This is a genomic window from Variovorax sp. JS1663 (assembly GCF_002157355.1).
In the GTDB taxonomy this organism is placed as follows: Bacteria; Pseudomonadota; Gammaproteobacteria; order Burkholderiales; family Burkholderiaceae_C; genus Variovorax.
On record NZ_LYMK01000038.1, the window covers coordinates 13,639 to 35,312 of the forward strand.

Below are 21,674 nucleotides of genomic sequence, written 5' to 3' on the forward strand. Positions count from 1 at the left end.
CGCGCCGCCGGCTCGCGCGATCCCCTTTGAAAACAAGGACTTGGCCGTGCGCGCGCCCCGCGTGGGCCCTGGCACACCCGTTGCGATGAAGAGCAGGCCATGTCGTGTCCGCAGGCAGCGCGGCAGGCGTCCACAGAGGAGACAAACCAAGATGGATACGAACGAGGACCTCGATCCGGTCGAGACCGGCGAGTGGGTCGATGCACTGCGCGCGGTGCGCGCACACCGGGGCGCCGAACGCACGGGCTACATCGTCAACCGCGTGGTCGACGAGGCGCGGCGCGACGGCGTCTACATGCCGCGATCGCTCACCACGGCCTACAGGAACACCATCCCGCCCGAGTCCGAGGCCAAGAGCAGCGGCGACCGCGCGATCGAGCATCGCCTGCGCTCGATCATCCGCTGGAACGCGATGGCGATCATCCTGCGCGCCAACAAGGACAGCTCGGAACTCGGCGGCCACATCGCGAGCTTCCAGTCCGCCGCCACGCTCTACGACATCGGCTTCGGCCACTTCTGGCATGCGCCCACCGACAGCCATGGCGGCGACCTGCTCTACATCCAGGGGCACAGCGCGCCGGGCATCTATGCGCGCGCCTTCCTCGAAGGGCGGCTGACGGAAGAGCAACTGCTCGGCTACCGTCAGGAGGCCGAAGGCAAGGGCATCTCTTCGTACCCGCACCCGTGGCTGATGCCCGACTTCTGGCAGTTCCCCACCGTGTCGATGGGCCTGGGCCCGCTGATGGCGATCTACCAGGCCCGCTTCCTCAAGTACCTGCAGGGCCGCGGCCTGGCCGACACGGCGCCGCGCAAGGTCTGGGCCTTCATGGGCGACGGCGAGATGGACGAGCCCGAATCGCTGGGCGCCATCTCGCTGGCCGGGCGCGAGGCCCTGGACAACCTGGTCTTCGTCATCAACTGCAACCTGCAGCGCCTCGACGGCCCGGTGCGCGGCAACGGCAAGATCGTGCAGGAGCTCGAGTCGGTGTTCCGCGGCGCCGGCTGGAACGTCATCAAGGTGCTGTGGGGCAGCGGCTGGGACAAGCTGCTGGCCAAGGACACGAGCGGCCTCCTGCTCAAGCGCATGGAAGAGTGCGTCGACGGCGAATACCAGGACTTCAAGAGCAAGAGCGGCGCCTACGTGCGCGAGCATTTCTTCGGCAAGTACGAGGAACTCAAGGCGCTGGTGGCCGACATGAGCGACGACGGGATCTGGGGCCTCACGCGCGGCGGCCACGATCCCGAGAAGGTGTTCGCCGCCTACGCCGCGGCGGTGAAGCACACCGGCCAGCCCACGCTGATCCTGCCCAAGACCGTCAAAGGCTACGGCATGGGCGAGTCGGGCGAGGGGCAGATGATCGCGCACCAGGCCAAGAAGATGACGCAGGACGCGCTGCGCAACTTCCGCGACCGTTTCCAGATCCCGGTGTCCGACGAGGACCTGCCGAAGGTGCCCTTCATCAAGCTGCCCGAGGACAGCCCCGAGATGAAGTACCTGCGCGCGCGGCGCGAGGCGCTGGGCGGCTACCTGCCGCAGCGGCGGCAGAAGTCCACCGCGCTCGAGATTCCGCCGTTGTCGACCTTCGAGCGCCTGCTCAAGGACACGGGCGAGCGCGAGATCTCCACCACCATGGCCTTCGTGCAGATGCTCGGCACGCTGGTGCGCGACAAGGCCATCGGCAGGCACGTGGTGCCCATCGTGCCCGACGAGTCGCGCACCTTCGGCATGGAGGGCATGTTCCGCCAGCTCGGCATCTATTCGTCGGTGGGGCAGCTCTACAAGCCGCAGGACGCCGACCAGCTCATGTACTACCGCGAGTCGAAGGACGGGCAGGTGCTGCAGGAAGGCATCAACGAGGGCGGCGCGATGTCGAGCTGGATCGTCGCGGCCACCTCGTACAGCACGAGCAACGTGCCGATGATCCCCTTCTACATCTACTACTCGATGTTCGGCCTGCAGCGCGTGGGCGACCTGGCCTGGCTGGCCGGCGACATCCGCGCGCGCGGTTTCCTGCTGGGCGGCACCGCGGGGCGCACCACGCTCAACGGCGAGGGCCTGCAGCACGAGGACGGGCACAGCCACATCATCGCCGGCACCATCCCCAACTGCATCTCCTACGACCCGACCTTCGCCTACGAGGTCGTGACCATCGTGCGCGACGGCATGCGCCGGATGTACCAGGACCAGGAGGACGTCTACTACTACGTCACCCTGATGAACGAGAACTACCCGCACCCCGGCATGCCCGAGGGCAGCGAGGCGGGCATCCTCAAGGGCCTCTACCAGCTCAGCGACGGCGGCAAGACCCCGAAGAAGGGCCAGCGCGTCCAGCTGATGGGCAGCGGCACCATCCTGCGCGAAGTCATGGCCGCGGCCGAGCTGCTGAAGGCGGACTGGAACGTGGCGGCCGACGTCTGGAGCGCGACCAGCTTCAACGAGCTGCGCCGCGACGGCATGGCCGCCGAGCGCTGGAGCCGGCTGCATCCCACCGAGGCGCCGCGCAAGAGCCATGTCGAGCAATGCCTCGAGGGCCACGAGGGCCCGGTGATCGCCGCCACCGACTACATGCGCAACTACGCCGACCAGGTGCGCGAGTACGTGCAGGCCGCAGGACGCCGTTACACCGTGCTGGGCACCGACGGCTTCGGCCGCAGCGACTACCGCGTGAAGCTGCGCCGCTTCTTCGAGGTCGACCGCTTCCACGTCGTCGTCGCGGCGCTCAAGGCGCTGGCGGACGAGGGCGTGCTCAAGCCGGCCGTGGCCGCCGAGGCCATCGCGAAGTACGGGCTCGACGCCGAGCGCGCCGCCCCCTGGACCGTCTGAGGCACCACGACATGAGCAACACCATCGACATCCAGGTGCCCGACATCGGCGACTTCAGCGACGTGCCGGTGATCGAGATCTACGTGAAGGTCGGCGACACGGTGAAAGCGGAAGACCCGCTGGTCTCGCTCGAATCCGACAAGGCCACCATGGACGTGCCCGCGCCGCAGGGCGGCGTGGTGCAGGCGATCCACGTCAAGCTCGGCGACAAGGTGAGCGAGGGCAGCGTCATCCTGGCGCTGGCCTCGGGCGACGCATCGGCCGCCGCCGCGCCCGCGCCGTCTTCCGCGACCCCGACCGCCACGGCCCCGACGGCCGCGCCCGCTGCGACGGCCGCGCCCGCTGCCGGCGGCATCGACGAGGCCGGTTTCGCGCTCGCCTACGCCGGCCCCGCGGTGCGCAAGCTGGCGCGCGAGCTCGGCGTGGACCTGGGCCAGGTCAAGGGCAGCGGCAACCACGGCCGCATCGTGCGCGAGGACGTGAAGGCATTCGCAGAGGGAGGCGGCGCGGCGGCGCCGGCGAACAAGGCTTCAGCGCCGGCCGCCGCCGGCGGGGGCGTGGGCGGCATCGACCTGCTGCCCTGGCCCAAGGTCGACTTCGCGAAGTTCGGGCCGGTGGAGCGCAAGGAGCTCGGCCGCATCAAGAAGATCTCGGCCGCCAACCTGCACCGCAACTGGGTCGTGATCCCGCACGTCACCACGCACGACGAGGCCGACATCACCGAGCTCGAGCAGTTCCGCGTGCGCATGAACAAGGAGCTGGAGAAGAGCGGCGTCAAGCTCAGCATGCTGCCCTTCATGATGAAGGCGGCGGTCGCCACGCTGAAGAAGTTCCCGGAGTTCAACGCCAGCCTCGAGGGCGACAGCCTGGTGCTCAAGAACTACTGGCACATCGGCTTCGCGGCCGACACGCCCAACGGGCTGATGGTGCCGGTGATCCGCGACGTCGACCGCAAGACCGTGCCCGAGATCGCCAAGGAGATGGGCGAGCTCGCCGGCCTGGCGCGCGAGGGCAAGCTCAAGCCCGATCAGATGCAGGGCGGCACCTTCACCATCAGCTCGCTCGGCGGCATCGGCGGCATCTACTTCACGCCCATCATCAACGCGCCCGAGGTCGCGATCATGGGCGTTTGCAAGAGCTACTGGAAGCAGCACTCCAGCGACGGCAAGACCTGGGCCTCGCGCCTGACCTTGCCGCTGTCCCTGTCCTGGGACCACCGCGTGATCGACGGCGCGGCCGCCGCACGCTTCAACGTCCATTTCGCCAACGTGCTGGCCGACCTGCGGCGCACCCTGTTCTGAGTCGAGGTCTCTTCATGGCAAATCTGGTGGAAGTCAAGGTTCCCGACATCGGCGACTTCAAGGACGTCGCGGTGATCGAGGTGATGGTGAAGGCCGGCGAGACCATCGCGGTCGACACCGGGCTGATCATGGTCGAGTCGGACAAGGCCTCGATGGAGATCCCGTCCTCGCAGGCGGGCGTGGTCAGGGAGATCAGGGTCAAGGTCAACGACAAGGTGAGCGAAGGGTCGGTGATCCTGGTGGTCGAGGGGGTGGGTGCTGCTTCTTCCCCTCCCCCTCTGGGGGAGGGCAGGGTGGGGGCTGCGGCGTCTGCGGAGGGTGCGCCGGTATCGGTGCCCCCACCCCGGCCCTCCCCCAGCGGGGGAGGGAGTCAGAGCGCGCCTGTCGCAACCTACGCAGGCAAGGTCGACGTCGAGTGCGAGATGCTGGTGCTGGGCGCCGGCCCCGGCGGCTATTCCGCCGCCTTCCGCAGCGCCGACATCGGGATGAAGACCGTGCTGGTCGAGCGCTACGCCACGCTGGGCGGCGTGTGCCTCAACGTCGGGTGCATCCCGTCCAAGGCGCTGCTGCACACCGCCTCGATCATGGACGAGGTGGCGCAGATGCCTGACCACGGCATCAAGTACGGCGCGCCCGAGATCGACATCGACAAGCTGCGCGCCTTCAAGGAGGGCGTGATCAAGAAGCTCACCGGCGGCCTCGCCGGCATGGCCAAGATGCGCAAGGTGGAGGTGCTGACCGGCACGGGCAGCTTCCTCGATCCGTGGCACCTGGAAGTGGCCGCGGCCGACGGCGGCAGGAAGGTCGTGAAGTTCGGCAAGGCCATCATCGCGGCCGGCAGCCAGGCGGTGAAGCTGCCCTTCTTCCCCGAGGACGAGCGCATCGTCGACTCCACCGGCGCGCTGGAGCTCAAGAGCATCCCCAAGCGCATGCTGGTGGTCGGCGGCGGGATCATCGGGCTGGAGATGGCCACCGTCTACTCGACGCTGGGCACGCGCATCGACGTGGTGGAAATGCTCGACGGCCTGATGCAGGGCGCCGACCGCGACCTGGTCAAGGTGTGGGAGAAGTTCAACAAGCCGCGCTTCGACAAGGTGATGCTCAAGACCAGGACGGTCGGCGCCAAGGCGACCGCGGCGGGCATCGAGGTTTCTTTCGAAGGCGAGCAGGCGCCTTCGGCCCCACAGGTCTACGACCTGGTGCTGGTGGCCGTGGGCCGCAGCCCCAACGGCAGGAAGATCGGCGCGGAGAAGGCCGGCGTCGCCGTCACCGAGCGCGGCTTCATCGAAGTCGACCGGCAACTGCGGACCAACGTGGCGCACATCCACGCGATCGGCGACATCGTCGGCCAGCCGATGCTGGCCCACAAGGCGGTGCACGAAGCCCACGTGGCGGCCGAGGCGGCGCACGGCGAGGCGGCCTTCTTCGACGCGCGCCAGATCCCCTCGGTGGCCTACACCGACCCGGAGGTCGCCTGGGCCGGCAAGACCGAGGAGCAGTGCAAGGCCGAGGGGCTGAAGGTCGGAAAGGCGGTGTTCCCCTGGGCCGCCTCGGGCCGCGCCATCGCCAACGGCCGCGACGAGGGCTTCACCAAGCTGATCTTCGACGAGGCCACGCACCGCGTGATCGGCGGCGGCATCGTCGGCACGCATGCGGGCGACCTGATCAGCGAGGTGTGCCTGGCCATCGAGATGGGCTGCGAGCCGGCCGACATCGGCAAGACGATCCATCCGCATCCGACCCTGGGCGAGTCGATCGGCATGGCCGCCGAGCTGTTCGAGGGCGTGTGCACCGACCTGCCGCCGACCAAGAAGAAATAACGACACCGCTGCCGCCCGGCACCCGACCGATCACTGGAGAAAAAGCACCATGGCCGACAACCTGCGCGACGACGCGCTCGACTACCACCGCTACCCCACGCCGGGCAAGATCTCGGTCACGCCCACCAAGGCGATGGCCACGCAGCGCGACCTGGCGCTGGCCTACTCGCCCGGCGTGGCCGAGGCCTGCATGGAGATCGCGCGCGACCCGGCCGAAGCGATGAGCCTGACCTCGCGCGCCAACCTGGTCGCCGTGGTCACCAACGGCACCGCGGTGCTGGGCCTGGGCAACATCGGGCCGCTCGCGGGCAAGCCGGTGATGGAGGGCAAGGCCTGCCTGTTCAAGAAGTTCGCCGGCATCGACGTGTTCGACATCGAGCTGGCCGAGGACGACCCCGACGCGCTGATCGACACCATCGCCCGCATGGAGCCGACCTTCGGCGGCATCAACCTCGAGGACATCAAGGCGCCCGAGTGCTTCTACATCGAGAAGAAGCTGCGCGAGCGCATGAAGATCCCGGTCTTCCACGACGACCAGCACGGCACCGCGATCGTCGCCGCGGCGGCCATCCTCAACGGGCTGCGGCTGGTGGGCAAGAACATCGGCGAGGTCAAGCTGGTCGCCTCCGGCGCGGGTGCGGCGGCGCTGGCCTGCCTCGACCTGATCGTGAGCCTGGGCCTGAAACCCGAGAACATCGTGGTCACCGACGCAAAGGGCGTGGTCTACGTGGGCCGCACCGAGGGCATGGACGACAACAAGGCGCGCTATGCCCGCGAGACCAACGCGCGCACGCTGGCCGAGGTCATGCCCGGGGCCGACATCTTCCTCGGCCTGTCGGCCGGCGGCGTGCTCAAGCCGGAGATGGTGAGCGGCATGGCGCCGCGCCCGCTGATCTTCGCGATGGCCAACCCGACGCCGGAGATCCTGCCCGAGGACGCGCTGGCGGCGCGGCCCGACGCCATCCTCGGCACCGGGCGCTCGGACTACCCGAACCAGATCAACAACGTCCTGTGCTTCCCCTTCATCTTCCGCGGCGCGCTGGACGTGGGGGCGACCACCATCAACGAGGAGATGAAGCTGGCGGCCGTGCGTGCCATCGCCGGCCTCGCCCATGCCGAGATCCCCGAGGTGGTGGCACAGGCCTACGGCGCCGCGGGGCTGCGCTTCGGTGCCCAGTACCTGATCCCGAAGCCCTTCGACCCGCGGCTGATCGAGGCCGTCGCGCCGGCGGTCGCCAAGGCTGCGATGGACAGCGGCGTCGCGCTGCGCCCGATCGAGGACCTCGAGGCCTACCGGCAGCGCCTGGGCCAGTTCGTCTACCAGTCGGGCGGTGCGATGCAGCCGGTGTTCGCCGCCGCCAAGCGCACGCCCCGGCGGGTGGTCTACGCGGAGGGCGAGGACGAGCGCGTGCTGCGCGCCGCCCAGGTGGTGGTCGACGAAGGCCTGGCGCGTCCGCTGCTCGTGGGCCGGCCCGATGCGATCGCCGGGCGCATCGCGCAGTTCGGCCTGCGCCTGGCGCCAGGCACCGACTGCGAGTGCGTGGACCCGATGGACCCGGCCGTGCATGACGAGGCCGCGGAGGCCTACTACGGCCTGGTGCAGCGACGCGGCGTGTCGCGCGCGCTGGCCCATGCCGAGATGCGCGGCCGCGGCACGCTGCTGGGCGCGATGCTGGTGCGCCAGGGGCGCGCCGATGCCATGCTGTGCGGCACGGTGGGCCGTTTCCACGACCATCTGGCCTACGTGCGCGACGCCATCGGCCTGCGCAACGGCGCCTGTACCTTCGCCGCTGTCCAGATGCTGATGCTGCCCGGGCGCCAGCTCTTCATCTGCGACACGCACGTGAACGCCGACCCGACCCCGCAGCAGGTGGCCGAGACCGCGCTGATGGCCGCCGAGGCGGTGCGCCGCTTCGGCATCACGCCCAGCGTGGCGCTGCTGTCGCATTCGAGCTTCGGCGATTCCAATGCGGCGGCCGCGCAGAAGATGCGCGAGGCGCTCAAGCTGGTGAAGCTGCGCGACCCCGGCCTGGCGGTGGAGGGCGAGATGCGCGGCGACGCGGCGCTGTCGCGCAGCATCCTCGAGCGCGAGTTCCCCGAGGCCGGCCTCACCGAGGAGGCCAACGTGCTGGTGATGCCCAACGTCGACGCCGCCAACATCGCCTACAACCTGCTGCGCATCGCCGCAGGCAACGGCATCACCGTCGGCGGCATCCTGCTGGGCGCCGACCGGCCGGTGCACATCCTTACTCCCTCGTCCACCGTCAGGCGTATCGTGAACATGACCGCCGTCGCGGCGGTCCATGCCGGCGCGCAGCGCACGGCCTAGGCAGTTCTTTTTTTCGACAGGAGACAGCAATGGAAGCAACCATGGACGCGGGCAAGGCATCGGCTCCAAAGCCGTTCTACAGATCGCTTTATTTCCAGGTCATCACGGCGATCGTCATCGGCGTGGCGCTCGGGCATTTCTATCCCGCGCTCGGCGAGTCGATGAAGCCGCTGGGCGACGGCTTCATCAAGCTGATCAAGATGATCATCGCGCCCATCATCTTCTGCACCGTAGTGGTGGGCATCGCCGGCATGGAGGACATGAAGAAGGTCGGCAAGACCGGCGGGCTGGCGCTGCTGTACTTCGAGGTCGTGAGCACCGTCGCGCTGATCGTCGGGCTGGTGCTGGTGAACGTGTTCAAGCCCGGCGCCGGCATGAACGTGGACCCGAGCACGCTGGACACCAAGTCGATCGCGGCCTACACCGGCCCGGGCAAGATGCAGGGCACGGTCGACTTCCTGCTCAACGTGATCCCGAGCACGGTGGTCGACGCCTTCGCCAAGGGCGAGATCCTGCAGGTGCTGCTGTTCTCGGTGATGTTCGGCTTCGCGCTGCACAAGTTCGGCGGGCGCGGCACGCTGGTGTTCGACATCATCGAGAAGGGCTCGCACGTGCTCTTCTCGATCGTGGGCATGATCATGAAGGTGGCGCCCATCGGCGCCTTCGGCGCCATGGCCTTCACCATCGGCAAGTACGGCGTGGGCACGCTGTTCTCGCTCGGCAAGCTGATGGGCACCTTCTACCTGACCTGCCTGATCTTCATCTTCGTGGTGCTGGGGCTGATCGCGCGCTTCCACGGCTTCAGCATCTGGAAGTTCATCAAGTACATCAAGGAAGAGTTGCTGATCGTGCTGGGCACGTCGTCGTCCGAATCGGTGCTGCCGCGCATGATGGCCAAGCTCGAGAACCTGGGCGCGCGCAAGTCGGTGGTGGGCCTGGTCATCCCGACCGGCTACTCCTTCAACCTCGACGGTACCTCGATCTACCTGACGATGGCGGCGGTGTTCATCGCGCAGGCGACCAACACGCCGATGACGCTGACGCAGGAGCTCACGCTGCTCGCGGTGCTGCTGCTGACCTCCAAGGGCGCGGCCGGCATCACCGGCAGCGGCTTCATCGTGCTGGCCGCGACGCTGTCGGCGGTCGGGCACGTGCCGGTGGCGGGGCTGGCGCTGATCCTGGGCATCGACCGCTTCATGTCCGAGGCACGGGCGCTCACCAACCTGATCGGCAACGGCGTGGCCACGGTCGTGGTCGCCAAGTGGACCGGCGACCTCGACACCAAGCGGATGCACGAACAGCTCAACAACGAGACGACCACCGCGGCCGAGGAACCCGAGGTGGTGCTGGACGCCGTCGAACAGCACATGCCGGTGCCCGCATCGGCATCGGCGCAGCGCTGAGCCACGGACCGCAGCCGCCGATGGACGCCGCAATCTCCACGCGCGCCGGGCCGCATCGCGTCGTCATCGTCGGCGGCGGCGCGGGTGGGCTCGAGCTCGCCACGCGGCTGGGCAACACGCTCGGCCGCCGCGGCGAGGTCGAGGTCACGCTGATCGAGAAGAACCGCACCCACGTGTGGAAGCCCAAGCTGCACGAGATCGCCGCGGGCAGCATGGACATGAGCGCGCACGAGGTGGGCTACCTGGCGCAGTCGCACTGGCACCACTTCCGCTACCGCGTGGGCGAGATGGTGGGCCTGGACCGCGCCCGGCGCGAGGTGCTGGTGGCGCCCCACGTCGACGACGAAGGCCAGGAGGTCACGCCGCTGCGCGCCTTCGGCTACGACACGCTGGTGCTGTCGGTCGGCAGCCAGAGCAACGATTTCGGCACGCCCGGCGTGCGTGAGCATGCGATGCGGCTGGAGTCGGCTGCCGATGCGCGGCGCTTCCATTCGCGCATGGTCAACGCCTGCATCCGGGCGCATGCGCAGACCGAGCCGCTGCGGCCCGAGCAACTGCACGTGGCGATCATCGGCGCCGGCGCCACCGGCGTGGAGCTGGCCGCGGAGCTGCACCGCACGACGCGCGAGGTGGTGGCCTTCGGCCTGGATCGCGTGGATGCCGACAAGGACATCCGCGTGACCGTGGTCGAGGCGGCGCCGCGCATCCTGCCGGCCCTGCCGCCGCGCCTGTCGGGCGCCGCCGAGGACCTGCTGCGCAAGCTCGGCGTGGAGGTGCTCACCGATGCCAAGGTGGCCGAGGTCGAGCCCGTGGGCGTGCGCCTGGCGGACGGCCGCGTGCTGCCGGCCGAGCTGATCGTGTGGGCGGCCGGCGTGAAGGCGCCGGATTTCCTGAAGGAGCTGGCGAGCCTGGAGACCAACCGCATCAACCAGCTCGTCGTCATGCCCACGCTGCAGACCACCCGCGACGGGAACATCTTCGCCATCGGCGACTGCGCGGCCTGCGCCTGGCCCGAGGCCAACCAGGGGAAGGGCGGCTTCGTGCCGCCGCGGGCGCAGGCGGCGCACCAGCAGGCCTCTCACATGGCCCGGCAGATCCGCCGCCGCCTGGCAGGCAAGCCGCTGGCCGACTATCGCTACCGCGACTTCGGCTCGCTGGTCTCGCTGGGCGAGTTCAGCACCGTCGGCAACATGATGGGCGGGCTGATCGGCGGCAGCCTGATGGTCGAGGGCCTGTTCGCGCGCCTGATGTACCTGTCGCTCTACAAGATGCACGAGCTGGCGCTGCACGGCTTTCCGAAGGTGGCGCTCGACACCCTGGCGCGCCTGATCGTGCGGCGCACCGAACCCCACGTGAAGCTGCACTGAGGAGTCTTCTTTCCATGAGCGCGTCCCTGCCCATCCCCACGCCCGATCTCGGCCGCTGGATCGCCGAGCTGTTCGACATGCAGCAGGCCATGCTGCGCAGCTTCGGCGCCGCGCCCGAGCCCCCGCCGCTGAAGCCGGATGCCGAGCCCGTGCCGGTCTCGCTGATGGCGGCCGCGCGGGCCCTGGCCGCGTGGCAGGAGGAGGCGCTGCGGCAGATGGCTGCGATCTGGCCCGCGGGCGAGCCCGCCGACGGGGCCGACCGCCGCTTCGCCGCCCAGGCCTGGCGCGAGGACCCGCGCTTCGACCTCGCGGTGCGCCACTACCAGAGCTACGCGAAGCTGCTGCGCGGCGCCGTCGACGAGGCGCCGGTCGATGCGCAGCAGAAGGCCCAATGGCATTTCGCGCTGCGCCAGGTGCTGGATGCGCTCAGCCCCGCCAACTGCCTGGCCACCAATCCCGAAGCGATGCAGGTCGCGGTGGACTCCGGCGGCGCGAGCCTGGTGGAGGGCATGCGCCTGTTCCTGCAGGACCTGGCCCGGGGCCGCATCGCGATGACCGACGAGGATGCCTTCGAGGTGGGGCGCAACGTTGCCACCACCCCGGGCAGCGTGGTGTTCGAGAACGAACTGATGCAGCTCATCCAGTACGCGCCGACGACCGCGAAGGTGCACGAGCGGCCGCTCCTGATCGTGCCGCCCTGCATCAACAAGTTCTACATCCTCGACCTGCAGCCGGCGAACTCGCTGGTGGCGCATGCGGTGGCGCAGGGGCACACGGTGTTCCTGGTGTCCTGGCGCAACGTGTCGGAGGCACAGGGCCACCTGCGCTGGGACGACTACGTCGAGCAGGGCGTGATCGCCGCGATCGACACCGCGCGCGAGATCGCCGGCGCCGAGCGGATCAACGCCCTGGGCTTCTGCGTCGGCGGCACGCTGCTGGCCTGCGCGCTGGCGGTGCTGGCCGCGCGCGGCGAGGACAAGGCGGCCAGCCTGACGCTGTTGACCACCATGCTCGACTTCCACGACCCCGGCGAGATCGGCCTGCTGGTCAACGAAGGCATGCTGGCGCTGCGCGAAGCGGCCATCGGCGGCGGCGGCGTGCTGCGCGGGCGGGAGCTGGCCCAGGTGTTCGCCTCGCTGCGCGCCAACGACCTGATCTGGCCCTACGTGGTCAACGGCTACCTGAAGGGCAAGGCGCCGCCGGCCTTCGACCTGCTGTTCTGGAACAGCGACGACGCCAACCTGCCCGGGCCGATGTTCTGCTGGTATTTGCGCCATGCCTACCTCGAGAACCGGCTGCGCGTGCCGGGCGGCACCGTGCAATGCGGCGAGTCGGTGGACTTCGGCCGCATCGACGTCCCGGCCTTCATCTACGCCTCGCGCGAGGACCACATCGTGCCCTGGCGCACCGCCTACGCGAGCACCCGGCTGCTGGGCGGCGACACGCGCTTCGTGCTCGGTGCCAGCGGGCACATCGCCGGCGTGATCAACCCGCCGGCCGCCCGCAAGCGCAACCACTGGGTGGGCCCGGTCGGCGCCGAGCCGCAGCGCTGGCTGGACGGCGCCGAGTCGGTGCCCGGCAGCTGGTGGCCGGAGTGGACGCGCTGGCTTGCCACGCATGCGGGCGCCCAGGTCGCCGCACCGAAGAAGGCCGGCAGCCGCGCGCATCCCGTCATCGAGCCGGCACCGGGCCGCTACGTGAAGGAAAACGCGGCCTAGGGCCCGTTCATCGCCATTCGTCGTTTCCAACAGAGAGAGAAGGAGTCACCATGACCGATATCGTGATCGTCGCCGCGGCCCGCACCGCCGTGGGCAAGTTCGGCGGCAGCCTGGCCGCGACCCCCGCGCCCGAGCTGGGGGCCCACGTCATCAAGGGGCTGCTGGAGCGCGCCGGCGTGCCCGGCGACGCGGTGAGCGAAGTCATCCTGGGCCAGGTGCTCACCGCCGGCGCCGGCCAGAATCCCGCGCGCCAGAGCATCATCAAGGCCGGCCTGCCGCACCACGTGCCGGGCCTGACCATCAACAAGGTCTGCGGCTCGGGGCTCAAGGCCGTGATCCTCGCCGCGCAGGCGGTGCAGTGCGGCGACGCCGAGATCGTCATCGCCGGCGGGCAGGAGAACATGAGCGCCGCCCCGCACGTGCTGCTGGGTTCGCGCAATGGCCAGCGCATGGGCGACTGGAAGATGGTCGACTCGATGATCACCGACGGCCTGTGGGACGTCTACAACCAGTACCACATGGGCATCACGGCCGAGAACGTGGCGAAGAAGTACGCCGTCTCGCGCGAGGCGCAGGACGCGCTGGCGCTGGCGTCGCAGCAGAAGGCCGCCGCCGCGCAGGACGCGGGCCGCTTCGCCGACGAGATCCTGCCCTTCCCGATTCCGCAGAAGAAGGGCGAGCCGATCGTCTTCGACAAGGACGAGTTCATCAACCGCAAGACCAGTGCCGAGGGCCTGGCCGGCCTGCGCCCGGCCTTCGACAAGGCGGGCTCGGTGACCGCTGGCAACGCCTCGGGCATCAACGACGGCGCGGCGGCCGTGCTGGTGATGCGGGCGGACCGCGCCGCGGTGCTCGGCCTGAAGCCGGTGGCCGTGATCCGCGCCCATGCCTCGGCCGGGCTGGACCCGAGCCTGATGGGCATGGGCCCGGTGCCGGCCTCGCGCATGTGCCTGAAGAACGCCGGCTGGCGCGCGCAGGACCTGGACCTGATGGAGATCAACGAGGCCTTCGCCGCGCAGGCCTGCGCGGTCCACCAGGAGATGGGCTGGGACATGGCGAAGGTCAACGTCAACGGCGGCGCCATCGCCATCGGCCATCCGATCGGCGCCTCGGGCTGCCGGGTGCTGGTCACGCTGCTGCACGAAATGCAGCGGCGCGGCGCGGGCAAGGGGCTGGCGTCGCTGTGCATCGGCGGCGGCATGGGCATCGCGCTGGCGGTCGAGCGGGCATGAGAGCCTGAGTTTTTTTCAACCACAAGGAGAAGACAGATGACGAAAGCACGCGTGGTCCTCGTGACCGGTGGGATGGGCGGCCTGGGCGAAACCATCTCGACCAAGATGGTGGACGGCGGCTACAAGGTGGCCGTGACCTATTCGCCGGGCAACACCAGGCATGCCGAATGGGTGGCGCAGATGAAGGCCGAGGGCTACGACATCCTGGCCGTGCCCTGCGACGTGACCGACATCGATTCCTGCGCGCGGGCAGTGGCCCAGGTGCAGGAGCAGCTCGGGCCGGTCGACGTGCTGGTCAACAACGCCGGCATCACCCGCGACATGACCTTCAAGAAGATGGACAAGGTCAACTGGGACGCGGTGCTGCGCACCAACCTCGACAGCCTGTTCAACATGAGCAAGCAGGTCGCCGACGGCATGGTGGACCGCGGCTGGGGCCGGGTCATCAACGTCTCCTCGGTCAACGGCTCCAAGGGCGCCTTCGGCCAGACCAACTACTCGGCGGCCAAGGCCGGCGTGCACGGCTTCACCAAGGCGCTGGCGCTGGAGGTGGCGAAGAAGGGCGTGACGGTGAACACCATCTCGCCCGGCTACATCGGCACGAAGATGGTGACGGCCATCCCGAAGGAGGTGCTGGACTCCAAGATCCTGCCCAACATCCCGGTCGGCCGCCTGGGCAAGCCGGAGGAAGTGGCGGGGCTGATCATCTATCTCGCCTCCGAAGAGGCGGCCTTCGTCACCGGCGCCAACATCGCGATCAACGGCGGCCAGCACATGCAGTGATCGGGGTGTGTCGGGGCGGCCACCAAAGAGGATGTTTGCGCAAGAGCGTTTCTCCGCGCGGGCGGGGGCCGGCCGGGGGCCTAACATCGCCCCGTCCGGCGACAGGCTCCTGCCGATGGGGCATGAGGAGCCGCGGGAGACGCTGAGGAGTGGGATGAAGGCAGTCGTGCGACGCGCGCTGGGCTGGCTCGTGGCGCTGGCGATCATCGGGGCGGCCGCGCTGGCCGGCCATGCGGTGGCCATGCGTTCGGGCCTGGAGCGCCTGCGCGAGGCCGCGCAGCACCGGCTCGACATGGTGGCCGCGGGCCTGGAGGCCGATCTGGCCCGCTTCGACTACCTGCCCTCGCTCCTGGAGGTCACGCCCACCGTCTTCGCGCTGCTCGACCGGCCCGACAACGCCGAGCTGCGCGACCAGACCAACCGCTACCTGGAGCGCATCAACGCCACGGCCGGGGCGTCGAACCTCTACATGATCGACGCCGCGGGTGTGTGCCTGGCAGCGTCGGACTGGAACGATCCGGGCACCCCGGTCGGCACCGACCTGTCGTTCAGGCCCTACGTCAAGGATGCGCTGGCGCGCGGGCGGGGCCGCTTCTACGGTGTCGGCTTCACCAGCCGGCGCGCGGGTTACTACCTCTCCTATGCCCTGTTCGGCCAGGGCCGGCGCGGGGTGGCGGCGGTGAAGGTCGATCTCGAGACCACCGAGGCCGCCTGGCGCAAGCTGCCCGGCGAGGTGCTGGTGCTCGACGAGCGCGGCGTGGTGATCCTGTCCTCGCGCGAGGAATGGAAGTTCAGGCCGCTCGCGCCCCTGGGGCCGGAGGCCCTCGCGGACATCGCCGGCACGCGGCCCTATGGCGTCGCATCGCTGACGCCGCTGGACTGGCGCGAGACGGCGCACCCGGCCGGCGCCGCGGCCGCGATCCGGCTGGAAGGCGCGCAGTACCTCGGCATGACCCGCTCCCTCGAACCCGCGGGCTGGCGCGTCGTGGCGCTCGACGACACCGCACCGGTGCGCGCCAGCGCGCGCAATCTCGCGCTCATGGCCGCGCTGGGCGCGATGGTGCTGCTGCTGGTCGCGACGGTGCTGACGCAGCGCCAGCGCGCGCTGCGCGCCAAGCTGGCCAGCCGCGCCGCGCTGCAGGCGGCGCACGACAGCCTGGAGTCCAAGGTCGTGCTGCGCACGGCCGAGCTGCGCAGCGCGGTGGCGATGCTGGGCGAGGAGGTCGAGGCGCGCAAGGGCATCGAGGCCGACCTGCGCGCCACGCAGGGCGAGCTGGTGCATGCGGGCAAGATGGCGGCGCTGGGGCAGATGTCGGCCGGCATGGTGCACGAGCTCAACCAGCCGCTGGGCGCGCTGCGCACCCTCTCCGACAACGCCTGCGTGCTGCTGGAGCACGACCGGTTCGACGACGTGAAGGGCAACCTGCAGCGCATCGGCCACCTGGTCGATCGCCTCGGCCGCCTGACCTACCAGCTCAAGGCCTTCGCCTACAAGAACACGCTCGCGCGCGTGCGGGTCGACCTGCAGCAGTCGATCGCGAACGCGCAGCTGCTGGTGTCCGAGCGCCTGCGCGAGAAGGGCGTGGAGCTGGTGGTGCACGTGGAGCCCGAGGGCCTGTGCGCCTGGGCCGAGGAGGCGCGCCTGGAGCAGGTGCTGGTGAACCTGATGGGCAACGCCGTCGATGCGATGGCGGCCTCGTCGCTGCGGCGCCTGCGCATCGAGGCGGGTGCGCATCCGGTGGCCGAGCACCGCTGCCAGATCCAGGTCTGCGACACCGGCCCCGGCATCCGCGCCGACATCCTGCCGCGCCTCTTCGATCCCTTCGTCACCAGCAAGCCGGCCGGCGCCGGCCTGGGCCTGGGCCTGATGATCTCGGCCCACATCGTGCGCGAGCTCGGCGGCAGCCTGCGGGCGGCCAACATCGGCGGCTCGGGCGCCTGCTTCACGATCGAGCTGCCGATGGTGGCGGCACAGGAAACCGTTTCATGAGCGACAAGACAGCCATCCGCGTCATCTTCGTCGAGGACGATGCCGACGTGCGCCTGGGCAGCACCCAGGCGCTGGAGCTGGCCGGCCTCACGGTCGACGGCTTCGCCAGCGTGGAGGAGGCGCGCTCGCGCATCCGCTTCGGCGCGCCGGTGGTGGTGCTGTGCGACGTCAAGCTGCCCGGCATGGCCGGCACGGACTGGCTGGGCGAGATCCGCGCGGTCGATGCCGAACTCCCGGTGATCCTGGTCACCGGCCACGGCGACATCGCGATGGCGGTGCATGCGATGCGGCAGGGTGCCTACGACTTCATCGAGAAGCCCTTTCCCTCGGAGCACCTGGTCGCGGTGGTGCGGCGCGCCGCCGAGAAGAGGGCGCTGACGCTGGAGGTGCGCGAGCTGCGCGACCACCTCGAGAACTGGCATGGCATCGAGGCCGCCCTGCTGGGCCGCTCGGCCCAGATGCAGCGTGTGCGGCGCGAGGTGCTCAACCTGGCGGGGACGTCGGCCGACGTCGTGATCTACGGCGAGACCGGCACTGGCAAGGACCTGGTGGCGCGCTGCCTGCACGATCACAGCGAGCGGCGCCGCGCCAACTACGTGCCGGTGAACTGCGGCGGGCTGCCCGAGTCCCTGGCCGAGAGCGAGCTCTTCGGCCACGAGGCCGGCGCCTTCACAGGTGCCACGCGGGTGCGCATCGGCAAGTTCGAGCATGCGCAGGGCGGCACGCTCTTCCTCGACGAGATCGAGAGCATGCCGATGGCGGTGCAGATCAAGCTCCTTCGCGCGCTGCAGGAGCGCGCCATCGAGCGCCTCGGCTCGAACAAGCTGGTGCCGGTGGACTGCCGCGTGATCGCCGCGGCCAAGGACGACCTCAAGGCCCTGAGCGACCGCCAGAAGTTCCGGGCCGATCTGTACTACCGCATCGGCGTGGCCTTCATCGAGCTGCCCCCGCTGCGCGAGCGGCGGGAGGACATCCCGCTCCTGTTCGAGCACTTCATGCTGCTGGCCGCGAGCCGCTACCAGCGCGCGGCGCCCATCCTCGGAGGGGCGCAGCTGGGCGAGCTCATGGCCCATGCGTGGCCCGGCAACGTGCGCGAGCTGCGCAACGTGGCCGACCGCTTCGTGCTGAGCCTGCCCGGCGACCGCCTGCTGCCGACGGCCGGCGGCGCGGAGCTGCCGAGCAGCCTGCCGGCGCAGATGGAGCGCTTCGAGCGGGTCATGATCACCGAGGAACTGCGGCGCTGCCACGGCGACGTGGTCCTGACTGCCAAGGCGCTGGGCCTGCCCAAGCAGACCCTGTACGACAAGCTGAAGCGGCTGCGGGTGTCGACCGAGGGGTTCAAGCAGGAGGGCTGACAGCTTCGGTCAGCGCAACTCGCCCTGCGCGAGGCTCGCGTGCCGGCCCCGGCCGGCCGCCTTGGCCCGGTACAGCATCCGGTCGGCACGCTCGATGAGCGCGCGCCAGCCGTCCGACGCCGCGGCGCCCAGCGCCACGCCGACGCTGGCGCCGATCTCCAGGCCGAGGCCTGCAACCTCGAAGCGCAGCCGTGCGGCTGCCACGACCTCTTCGGCGATGGCCTCCGCCTGCGCGCCATCGCGCATGCCGGCCAAGGCGATGGCGAACTCGTCTCCTCCCAGCCGGGCCACCGCGTCGGTGGGGCGCACCAGCCCCTGCAGCCGATGCGCGAACTGCTGGAGGAGCTGGTCGCCGATGGCGTGACCGTGCGTGTCGTTGACCGGCTTGAAGCGATCCAGGTCGATGTACAGCAGGGCCAGGGCCTGGGTGGCGCCTTGCTGGTCGAGAAAGGCCTCGAAGCCCGCGCGGTTGAGAAGGCCGGTCAGGGGATCGCGCTGGGACAGCTGCAGCAGGCGCGCGCTTTCCTGCTGTTGCCGGCGGCGCACGGCCAGCTGGTCCGTGATGTCGCGCATGACGGACGAGTAGAGGTGGACCCGGCCGTCGGACCCCTTGTGCGCGATGACCATCTGGCTGACGGGCAGCACCCGGCGGTCCGCCACGTACACCGTCGTCTCGCCGATCCAGATGCCCTCGGCCTCGGCCGCCGGCAGGATGGTGCCGACGAACAGGTCGTTGGTCTCGGGCGGGTTGAAGCGGGTGACGTCGAGACCGTGCACCGGTTCGTCGGGGCCGATGCCCTGGGCCTGGCGCAGGGCCGGGTTCATGTAGTGGATGCGGCCGCGCGCGTCCGTCTGGACCACGTAGTCGGTCGTGTGCTCGAACACGGCGACGAGGTCGCGCAACGCGCGCTCGTCCGTGTGGATGGGCTGGGTCTTCCGTTCGCTCCCGGCCAGGCGCCGGAGTGCCGGCAGGAGCGTGATGGCAAGCACCGTGAGCATGGCGCCCGCGAGCCGCGGGGCCGACAACATCGCCTTCTGCATTTTTTCTCTCCCTGATTCGCGATCGGCGGCGATCTTACCCATTCCTCCATCGCTGGAGTCGATCGGCCGAACCAGGAAGGGGCGAAGCTCAGATGTCCAGCACGAGCCGCGGCGTCAGGCTGCCGGAGCAGCAGACCATCATCGCGCGGTTGGCCGCCTTCTCCTCGTCGGTGAGGTAGTCGTCGCGGTGGTCGGGCGTGCCTTCCAGTACGGGCGTGCAGCAGGTGCCGCAGATGCCCTGCGAGCAGGAATACTGGATCGGCACGCCGGCGTCGAGCAGCGTGTCCAGCAGGGTCTTGCCGGCCTCCACGCTGAGGGTCTTGCCGCTGCGGGCCAGCTGCACCTCGTAGCCGCCTGCGGTGGCGGCCTCCTGGCTGGCGCTGAAGCGCTCCAGATGCACGCGCTGCGGCGCCAGGCCGCCGCAGGCCGCGGTGAAGGCCTCCAGCATGCCGTTCGGCCCGCAGCAGTAGAGGTGCGATCCGGCCGGCGCCGCGCGCACGATGGCGGTGATGTCCGGCCGTTCCATGTCTTCACCGGTGCAGTGGAGGATCACGGAGTCGCCGGTTCGGTCCAGCGCCTGCAGTTCCTGCACGTACGCTGCGCGCTGCCGCGAGCGCACCGCGTAGTGCATCCGCCAGCGATGGCCCAGCGCGTTCAGGCGCGCGGCCATCGCCAGGAAGGGCGTGATCCCGATCCCGCCGGCGATGAAGACCGACAACGGCGCATCCTCGTACAGCGGGAAGTCGTTGACCGGCGCGCCGGCGGCGATGCGGTCGCCGGGCCGCGGCACCGTGTGCATCCAGGCCGACCCGCCGCGGCTCTCGGCCGCACGATCCACCGCGACCACGTAGCGGTGCCGCTCGGCCGGGTCGTTCACCAGCGAATAGCTGCGCAGCAGGCCGCCGGGCAATTGCAGGTCGATGTGTGCGCCGGCCGTGAAGGGCGGCAGCGGCGCGCCGTCCGCGGAGACGAACTCGTAGGACACGATGCCTTCCGCCTCGCGGCGCAGCTGGCGCAGGAGCAGTTGCGGTCCGGTCACGGCGTGTAGCCGAAGCCGGCGTCGAGCTTCGCCACCGTGTGCTCGCGGTGCTCCTGCCACGGCACGCCGGTGGGCAGCGTGAGGGACACCGCGCGCACCATGAAGGTGGCGGGGTCGCGCGCGCCCTGCGGCTCGGTGCCGCTGCCCTGCAGGTTGCGCACCGTCTCGAGCAGCAGGCGCCGCGTCATCGCCACGCCTGTGTCGCTGATGCCCAGGTGCTCCTTGCTGCGGTCGTAGATGGCGGCCACGCCGGACTGGCAGGCCGCGTCCTGCACCCACAGGCCCGGCAGGCCGGAGAACCAGGTCTTGGTCTGCGCGTCGTAGTTGAAGAGGTAGCCGTTCTGGCGGGTGTACTTCGTCCAGTACTTGGCGAAAGGCTCGGTGGCGGGCCGCGGCGCGAAGGCATCGTTGCTGGCATGGCCGGTCTCGCGGCCGGCGTGGCCCTTCTCGAACAGCGCGCGCGTCTTGTCGTAGAGTTTTTCCGCGGGGTGGTAGGAGAACATGATGCACAGCGTGTGGTGGTCGTCGATCGGCACCCAGGCATGGCCGGACAGCTCGGGGTACTGCGACTGCGGCGGCACCAGCGTCCAGAAGGGCAGCAGGAACTGGTTCACGCGCCAGTAGCTGGTCTCGTCGTCCAGCTTGCGGCGCGAGGCGACGCTCATGCCGAAGGGCTGGCGCTGGCATTCGAAGCTGGGGCGCAGGTCGCGCTTGGCGATCCAGTCGCTGATGGCGCCCTGCGCGTCGATGCGGCCGTGCAGGATGGGCGCATGGGCCGAGTCGATCTCGCCCTCGACCGCCTGCAGCCAGTTGCATTCCTGCACGCGGAAGCTCACGTGCACGCGCTCGGCCGGCACCAGGTTCCATTCCATCTCCGGCAGCGGCGGCGGGTTGTCCTGCTGCGGGCCCATGTAGGCCCAGGCGATGCCGTTGCGTTCCCGGCAGGCATAGGCCTTGAGGCGGACCTTGTCCTTCAGCCGGCTCTCGGCCGGCTCGGCCGGCAGGTCCTGCACGCGGCCGTCGGTGCCGAACTTCCAGCCGTGGTAGACGCAGCGCAGGCCGCAGTCCTCGTTGCGGCCGAAGACCAGCGGCGCGCCGCGGTGCGGGCAGGCATGGTCCACCAGGCCGAGCCGCCCCTCGCTGTCGCGGAAGGCGATCAGGTCCTCGCCCAGCAGGCGAACGCGCTGGGGCATGCCGCCGGCCGGCAGGTCCGCGACGGGGAGAAAGGGAAGCCAGTACAGGCGCATCAGGCCGCCCATGGCGGTGCCCGGGCCGACGCGCACGAGGGTTTCGTTGTCTTCAGGGGTGAGCATGGGGAGCTCCGTGGGCTGTGGTGGGTGAAATGGTGATTGGTCTTACCATTTTAATATCGAAACCTGCAAAACGGAAGATGGAGCGGAACGATCGGATTCGGGGTTAAACCCAGGAATAATCTATTGGTCAGTCCATTAGACTTATAGGATCCCCACGTA

The 21,674-nt window shown here is 69.7% G+C and carries 13 protein-coding genes and 1 pseudogene; 11 read left to right on the forward strand and 3 right to left on the reverse strand.

The window, feature by feature from the left end:
- Positions 1 to 151: 151 nt before the first annotated feature.
- The 11 genes and pseudogenes from aceE to A8M77_RS25850 all read left to right on the forward strand — a co-directional run bounded on the left by aceE (position 152) and on the right by A8M77_RS25850 (position 18,122).
- On the forward strand, positions 152 to 2,824 hold the full coding sequence (gene aceE, locus A8M77_RS25800; protein WP_086924377.1) for a pyruvate dehydrogenase (acetyl-transferring), homodimeric type: 2,673 nt from the start codon (positions 152 to 154) through the stop codon (positions 2,822 to 2,824).
- A pseudogene (gene aceF, locus A8M77_RS25805) lies at positions 2,748 to 4,125 on the forward strand (dihydrolipoyllysine-residue acetyltransferase); the annotation flags it as partial. The gene aceE and the pseudogene aceF, both read left to right, overlap by 77 nt.
- 14 nt (positions 4,126 to 4,139) lie before the next feature.
- Positions 4,140 to 5,945 (forward strand): dihydrolipoyl dehydrogenase, encoded by a 1,806-nt coding sequence (gene lpdA, locus A8M77_RS25810; RefSeq protein ID WP_086924379.1) that lies wholly within the window; start codon positions 4,140 to 4,142, stop codon positions 5,943 to 5,945.
- Positions 5,946 to 5,994: 49 nt separating this feature from the next.
- Positions 5,995 to 8,274, forward strand: a complete 2,280-nt coding sequence (locus tag A8M77_RS25815; protein ID WP_086924380.1) for an NADP-dependent malic enzyme — start codon at positions 5,995 to 5,997, stop codon at positions 8,272 to 8,274.
- A 29-nt stretch (positions 8,275 to 8,303) separates the two neighbouring features.
- A complete protein-coding gene (locus tag A8M77_RS25820; RefSeq protein WP_272947454.1) occupies positions 8,304 to 9,677 on the forward strand; it encodes a dicarboxylate/amino acid:cation symporter in 1,374 nt (457 codons plus the stop codon).
- Positions 9,678 to 9,697: 20 nt separating this feature from the next.
- A complete protein-coding gene (locus A8M77_RS25825; protein WP_086924381.1) occupies positions 9,698 to 11,044 on the forward strand; it encodes an NAD(P)/FAD-dependent oxidoreductase in 1,347 nt (448 codons plus the stop codon).
- Positions 11,045 to 11,058: 14 nt separating this feature from the next.
- Positions 11,059 to 12,762, forward strand: coding sequence for a class I poly(R)-hydroxyalkanoic acid synthase (gene phaC / locus A8M77_RS25830; protein WP_192871682.1), 1,704 nt, complete (start codon positions 11,059 to 11,061; stop codon positions 12,760 to 12,762).
- Between the two features lie 50 nt (positions 12,763 to 12,812).
- Entirely contained in the window at positions 12,813 to 13,994 is a 1,182-nt protein-coding gene (locus A8M77_RS25835) for an acetyl-CoA C-acetyltransferase (protein ID WP_086924382.1), read from the forward strand.
- Positions 13,995 to 14,030: 36 nt separating this feature from the next.
- Complete coding sequence (phbB, locus tag A8M77_RS25840; RefSeq protein ID WP_086924383.1) at positions 14,031 to 14,777, forward strand: acetoacetyl-CoA reductase; 747 nt, start codon at positions 14,031 to 14,033, stop codon at positions 14,775 to 14,777.
- Positions 14,778 to 14,931: 154 nt separating this feature from the next.
- Positions 14,932 to 16,767 (forward strand): sensor histidine kinase, encoded by a 1,836-nt coding sequence (locus tag A8M77_RS25845; RefSeq protein WP_238136970.1) that lies wholly within the window; start codon positions 14,932 to 14,934, stop codon positions 16,765 to 16,767.
- Complete coding sequence (locus tag A8M77_RS25850) at positions 16,764 to 18,122, forward strand: sigma-54-dependent transcriptional regulator (RefSeq protein ID WP_086924385.1); 1,359 nt, start codon at positions 16,764 to 16,766, stop codon at positions 18,120 to 18,122. Before A8M77_RS25845 ends, A8M77_RS25850 begins: the two co-directional genes overlap by 4 nt.
- A 9-nt stretch (positions 18,123 to 18,131) precedes the next feature.
- Here A8M77_RS25850 and A8M77_RS25855 read toward each other — a convergent pair whose 3' ends face one another.
- The 3 genes from A8M77_RS25855 to A8M77_RS25865 form a co-directional block, all read right to left on the reverse strand.
- Positions 18,132 to 19,163, reverse strand: coding sequence for a diguanylate cyclase domain-containing protein (locus A8M77_RS25855; protein ID WP_158100997.1), 1,032 nt, complete (start codon positions 19,161 to 19,163; stop codon positions 18,132 to 18,134).
- Positions 19,164 to 19,251: 88 nt separating this feature from the next.
- Complete coding sequence (locus tag A8M77_RS25860) at positions 19,252 to 20,202, reverse strand: PDR/VanB family oxidoreductase (protein ID WP_086924387.1); 951 nt, start codon at positions 20,200 to 20,202, stop codon at positions 19,252 to 19,254.
- A complete protein-coding gene (locus tag A8M77_RS25865; protein WP_086924388.1) occupies positions 20,199 to 21,515 on the reverse strand; it encodes a Rieske 2Fe-2S domain-containing protein in 1,317 nt (438 codons plus the stop codon). Before A8M77_RS25865 ends, A8M77_RS25860 begins: the two co-directional genes overlap by 4 nt.
- Positions 21,516 to 21,674: the final 159 nt, after the last annotated feature.

Coding starts and splice junctions, on each gene's coding strand:
- aceE (WP_086924377.1), top strand. CDS start 152: ATGGATACGAACGAGGACCTCGATCCGGTCGAGACCGGCGAGTGGGTC.
- lpdA (WP_086924379.1), top strand. CDS start 4,140: ATGGCAAATCTGGTGGAAGTCAAGGTTCCCGACATCGGCGACTTCAAG.
- A8M77_RS25815 (WP_086924380.1), top strand. CDS start 5,995: ATGGCCGACAACCTGCGCGACGACGCGCTCGACTACCACCGCTACCCC.
- A8M77_RS25820 (WP_272947454.1), top strand. CDS start 8,304: ATGGAAGCAACCATGGACGCGGGCAAGGCATCGGCTCCAAAGCCGTTC.
- A8M77_RS25825 (WP_086924381.1), top strand. CDS start 9,698: ATGGACGCCGCAATCTCCACGCGCGCCGGGCCGCATCGCGTCGTCATC.
- phaC (WP_192871682.1), top strand. CDS start 11,059: ATGAGCGCGTCCCTGCCCATCCCCACGCCCGATCTCGGCCGCTGGATC.
- A8M77_RS25835 (WP_086924382.1), top strand. CDS start 12,813: ATGACCGATATCGTGATCGTCGCCGCGGCCCGCACCGCCGTGGGCAAG.
- phbB (WP_086924383.1), top strand. CDS start 14,031: ATGACGAAAGCACGCGTGGTCCTCGTGACCGGTGGGATGGGCGGCCTG.
- A8M77_RS25845 (WP_238136970.1), top strand. CDS start 14,932: ATGAAGGCAGTCGTGCGACGCGCGCTGGGCTGGCTCGTGGCGCTGGCG.
- A8M77_RS25850 (WP_086924385.1), top strand. CDS start 16,764: ATGAGCGACAAGACAGCCATCCGCGTCATCTTCGTCGAGGACGATGCC.
- A8M77_RS25855 (WP_158100997.1), bottom strand. CDS start 19,163: ATGCAGAAGGCGATGTTGTCGGCCCCGCGGCTCGCGGGCGCCATGCTC.
- A8M77_RS25865 (WP_086924388.1), bottom strand. CDS start 21,515: ATGCTCACCCCTGAAGACAACGAAACCCTCGTGCGCGTCGGCCCGGGC.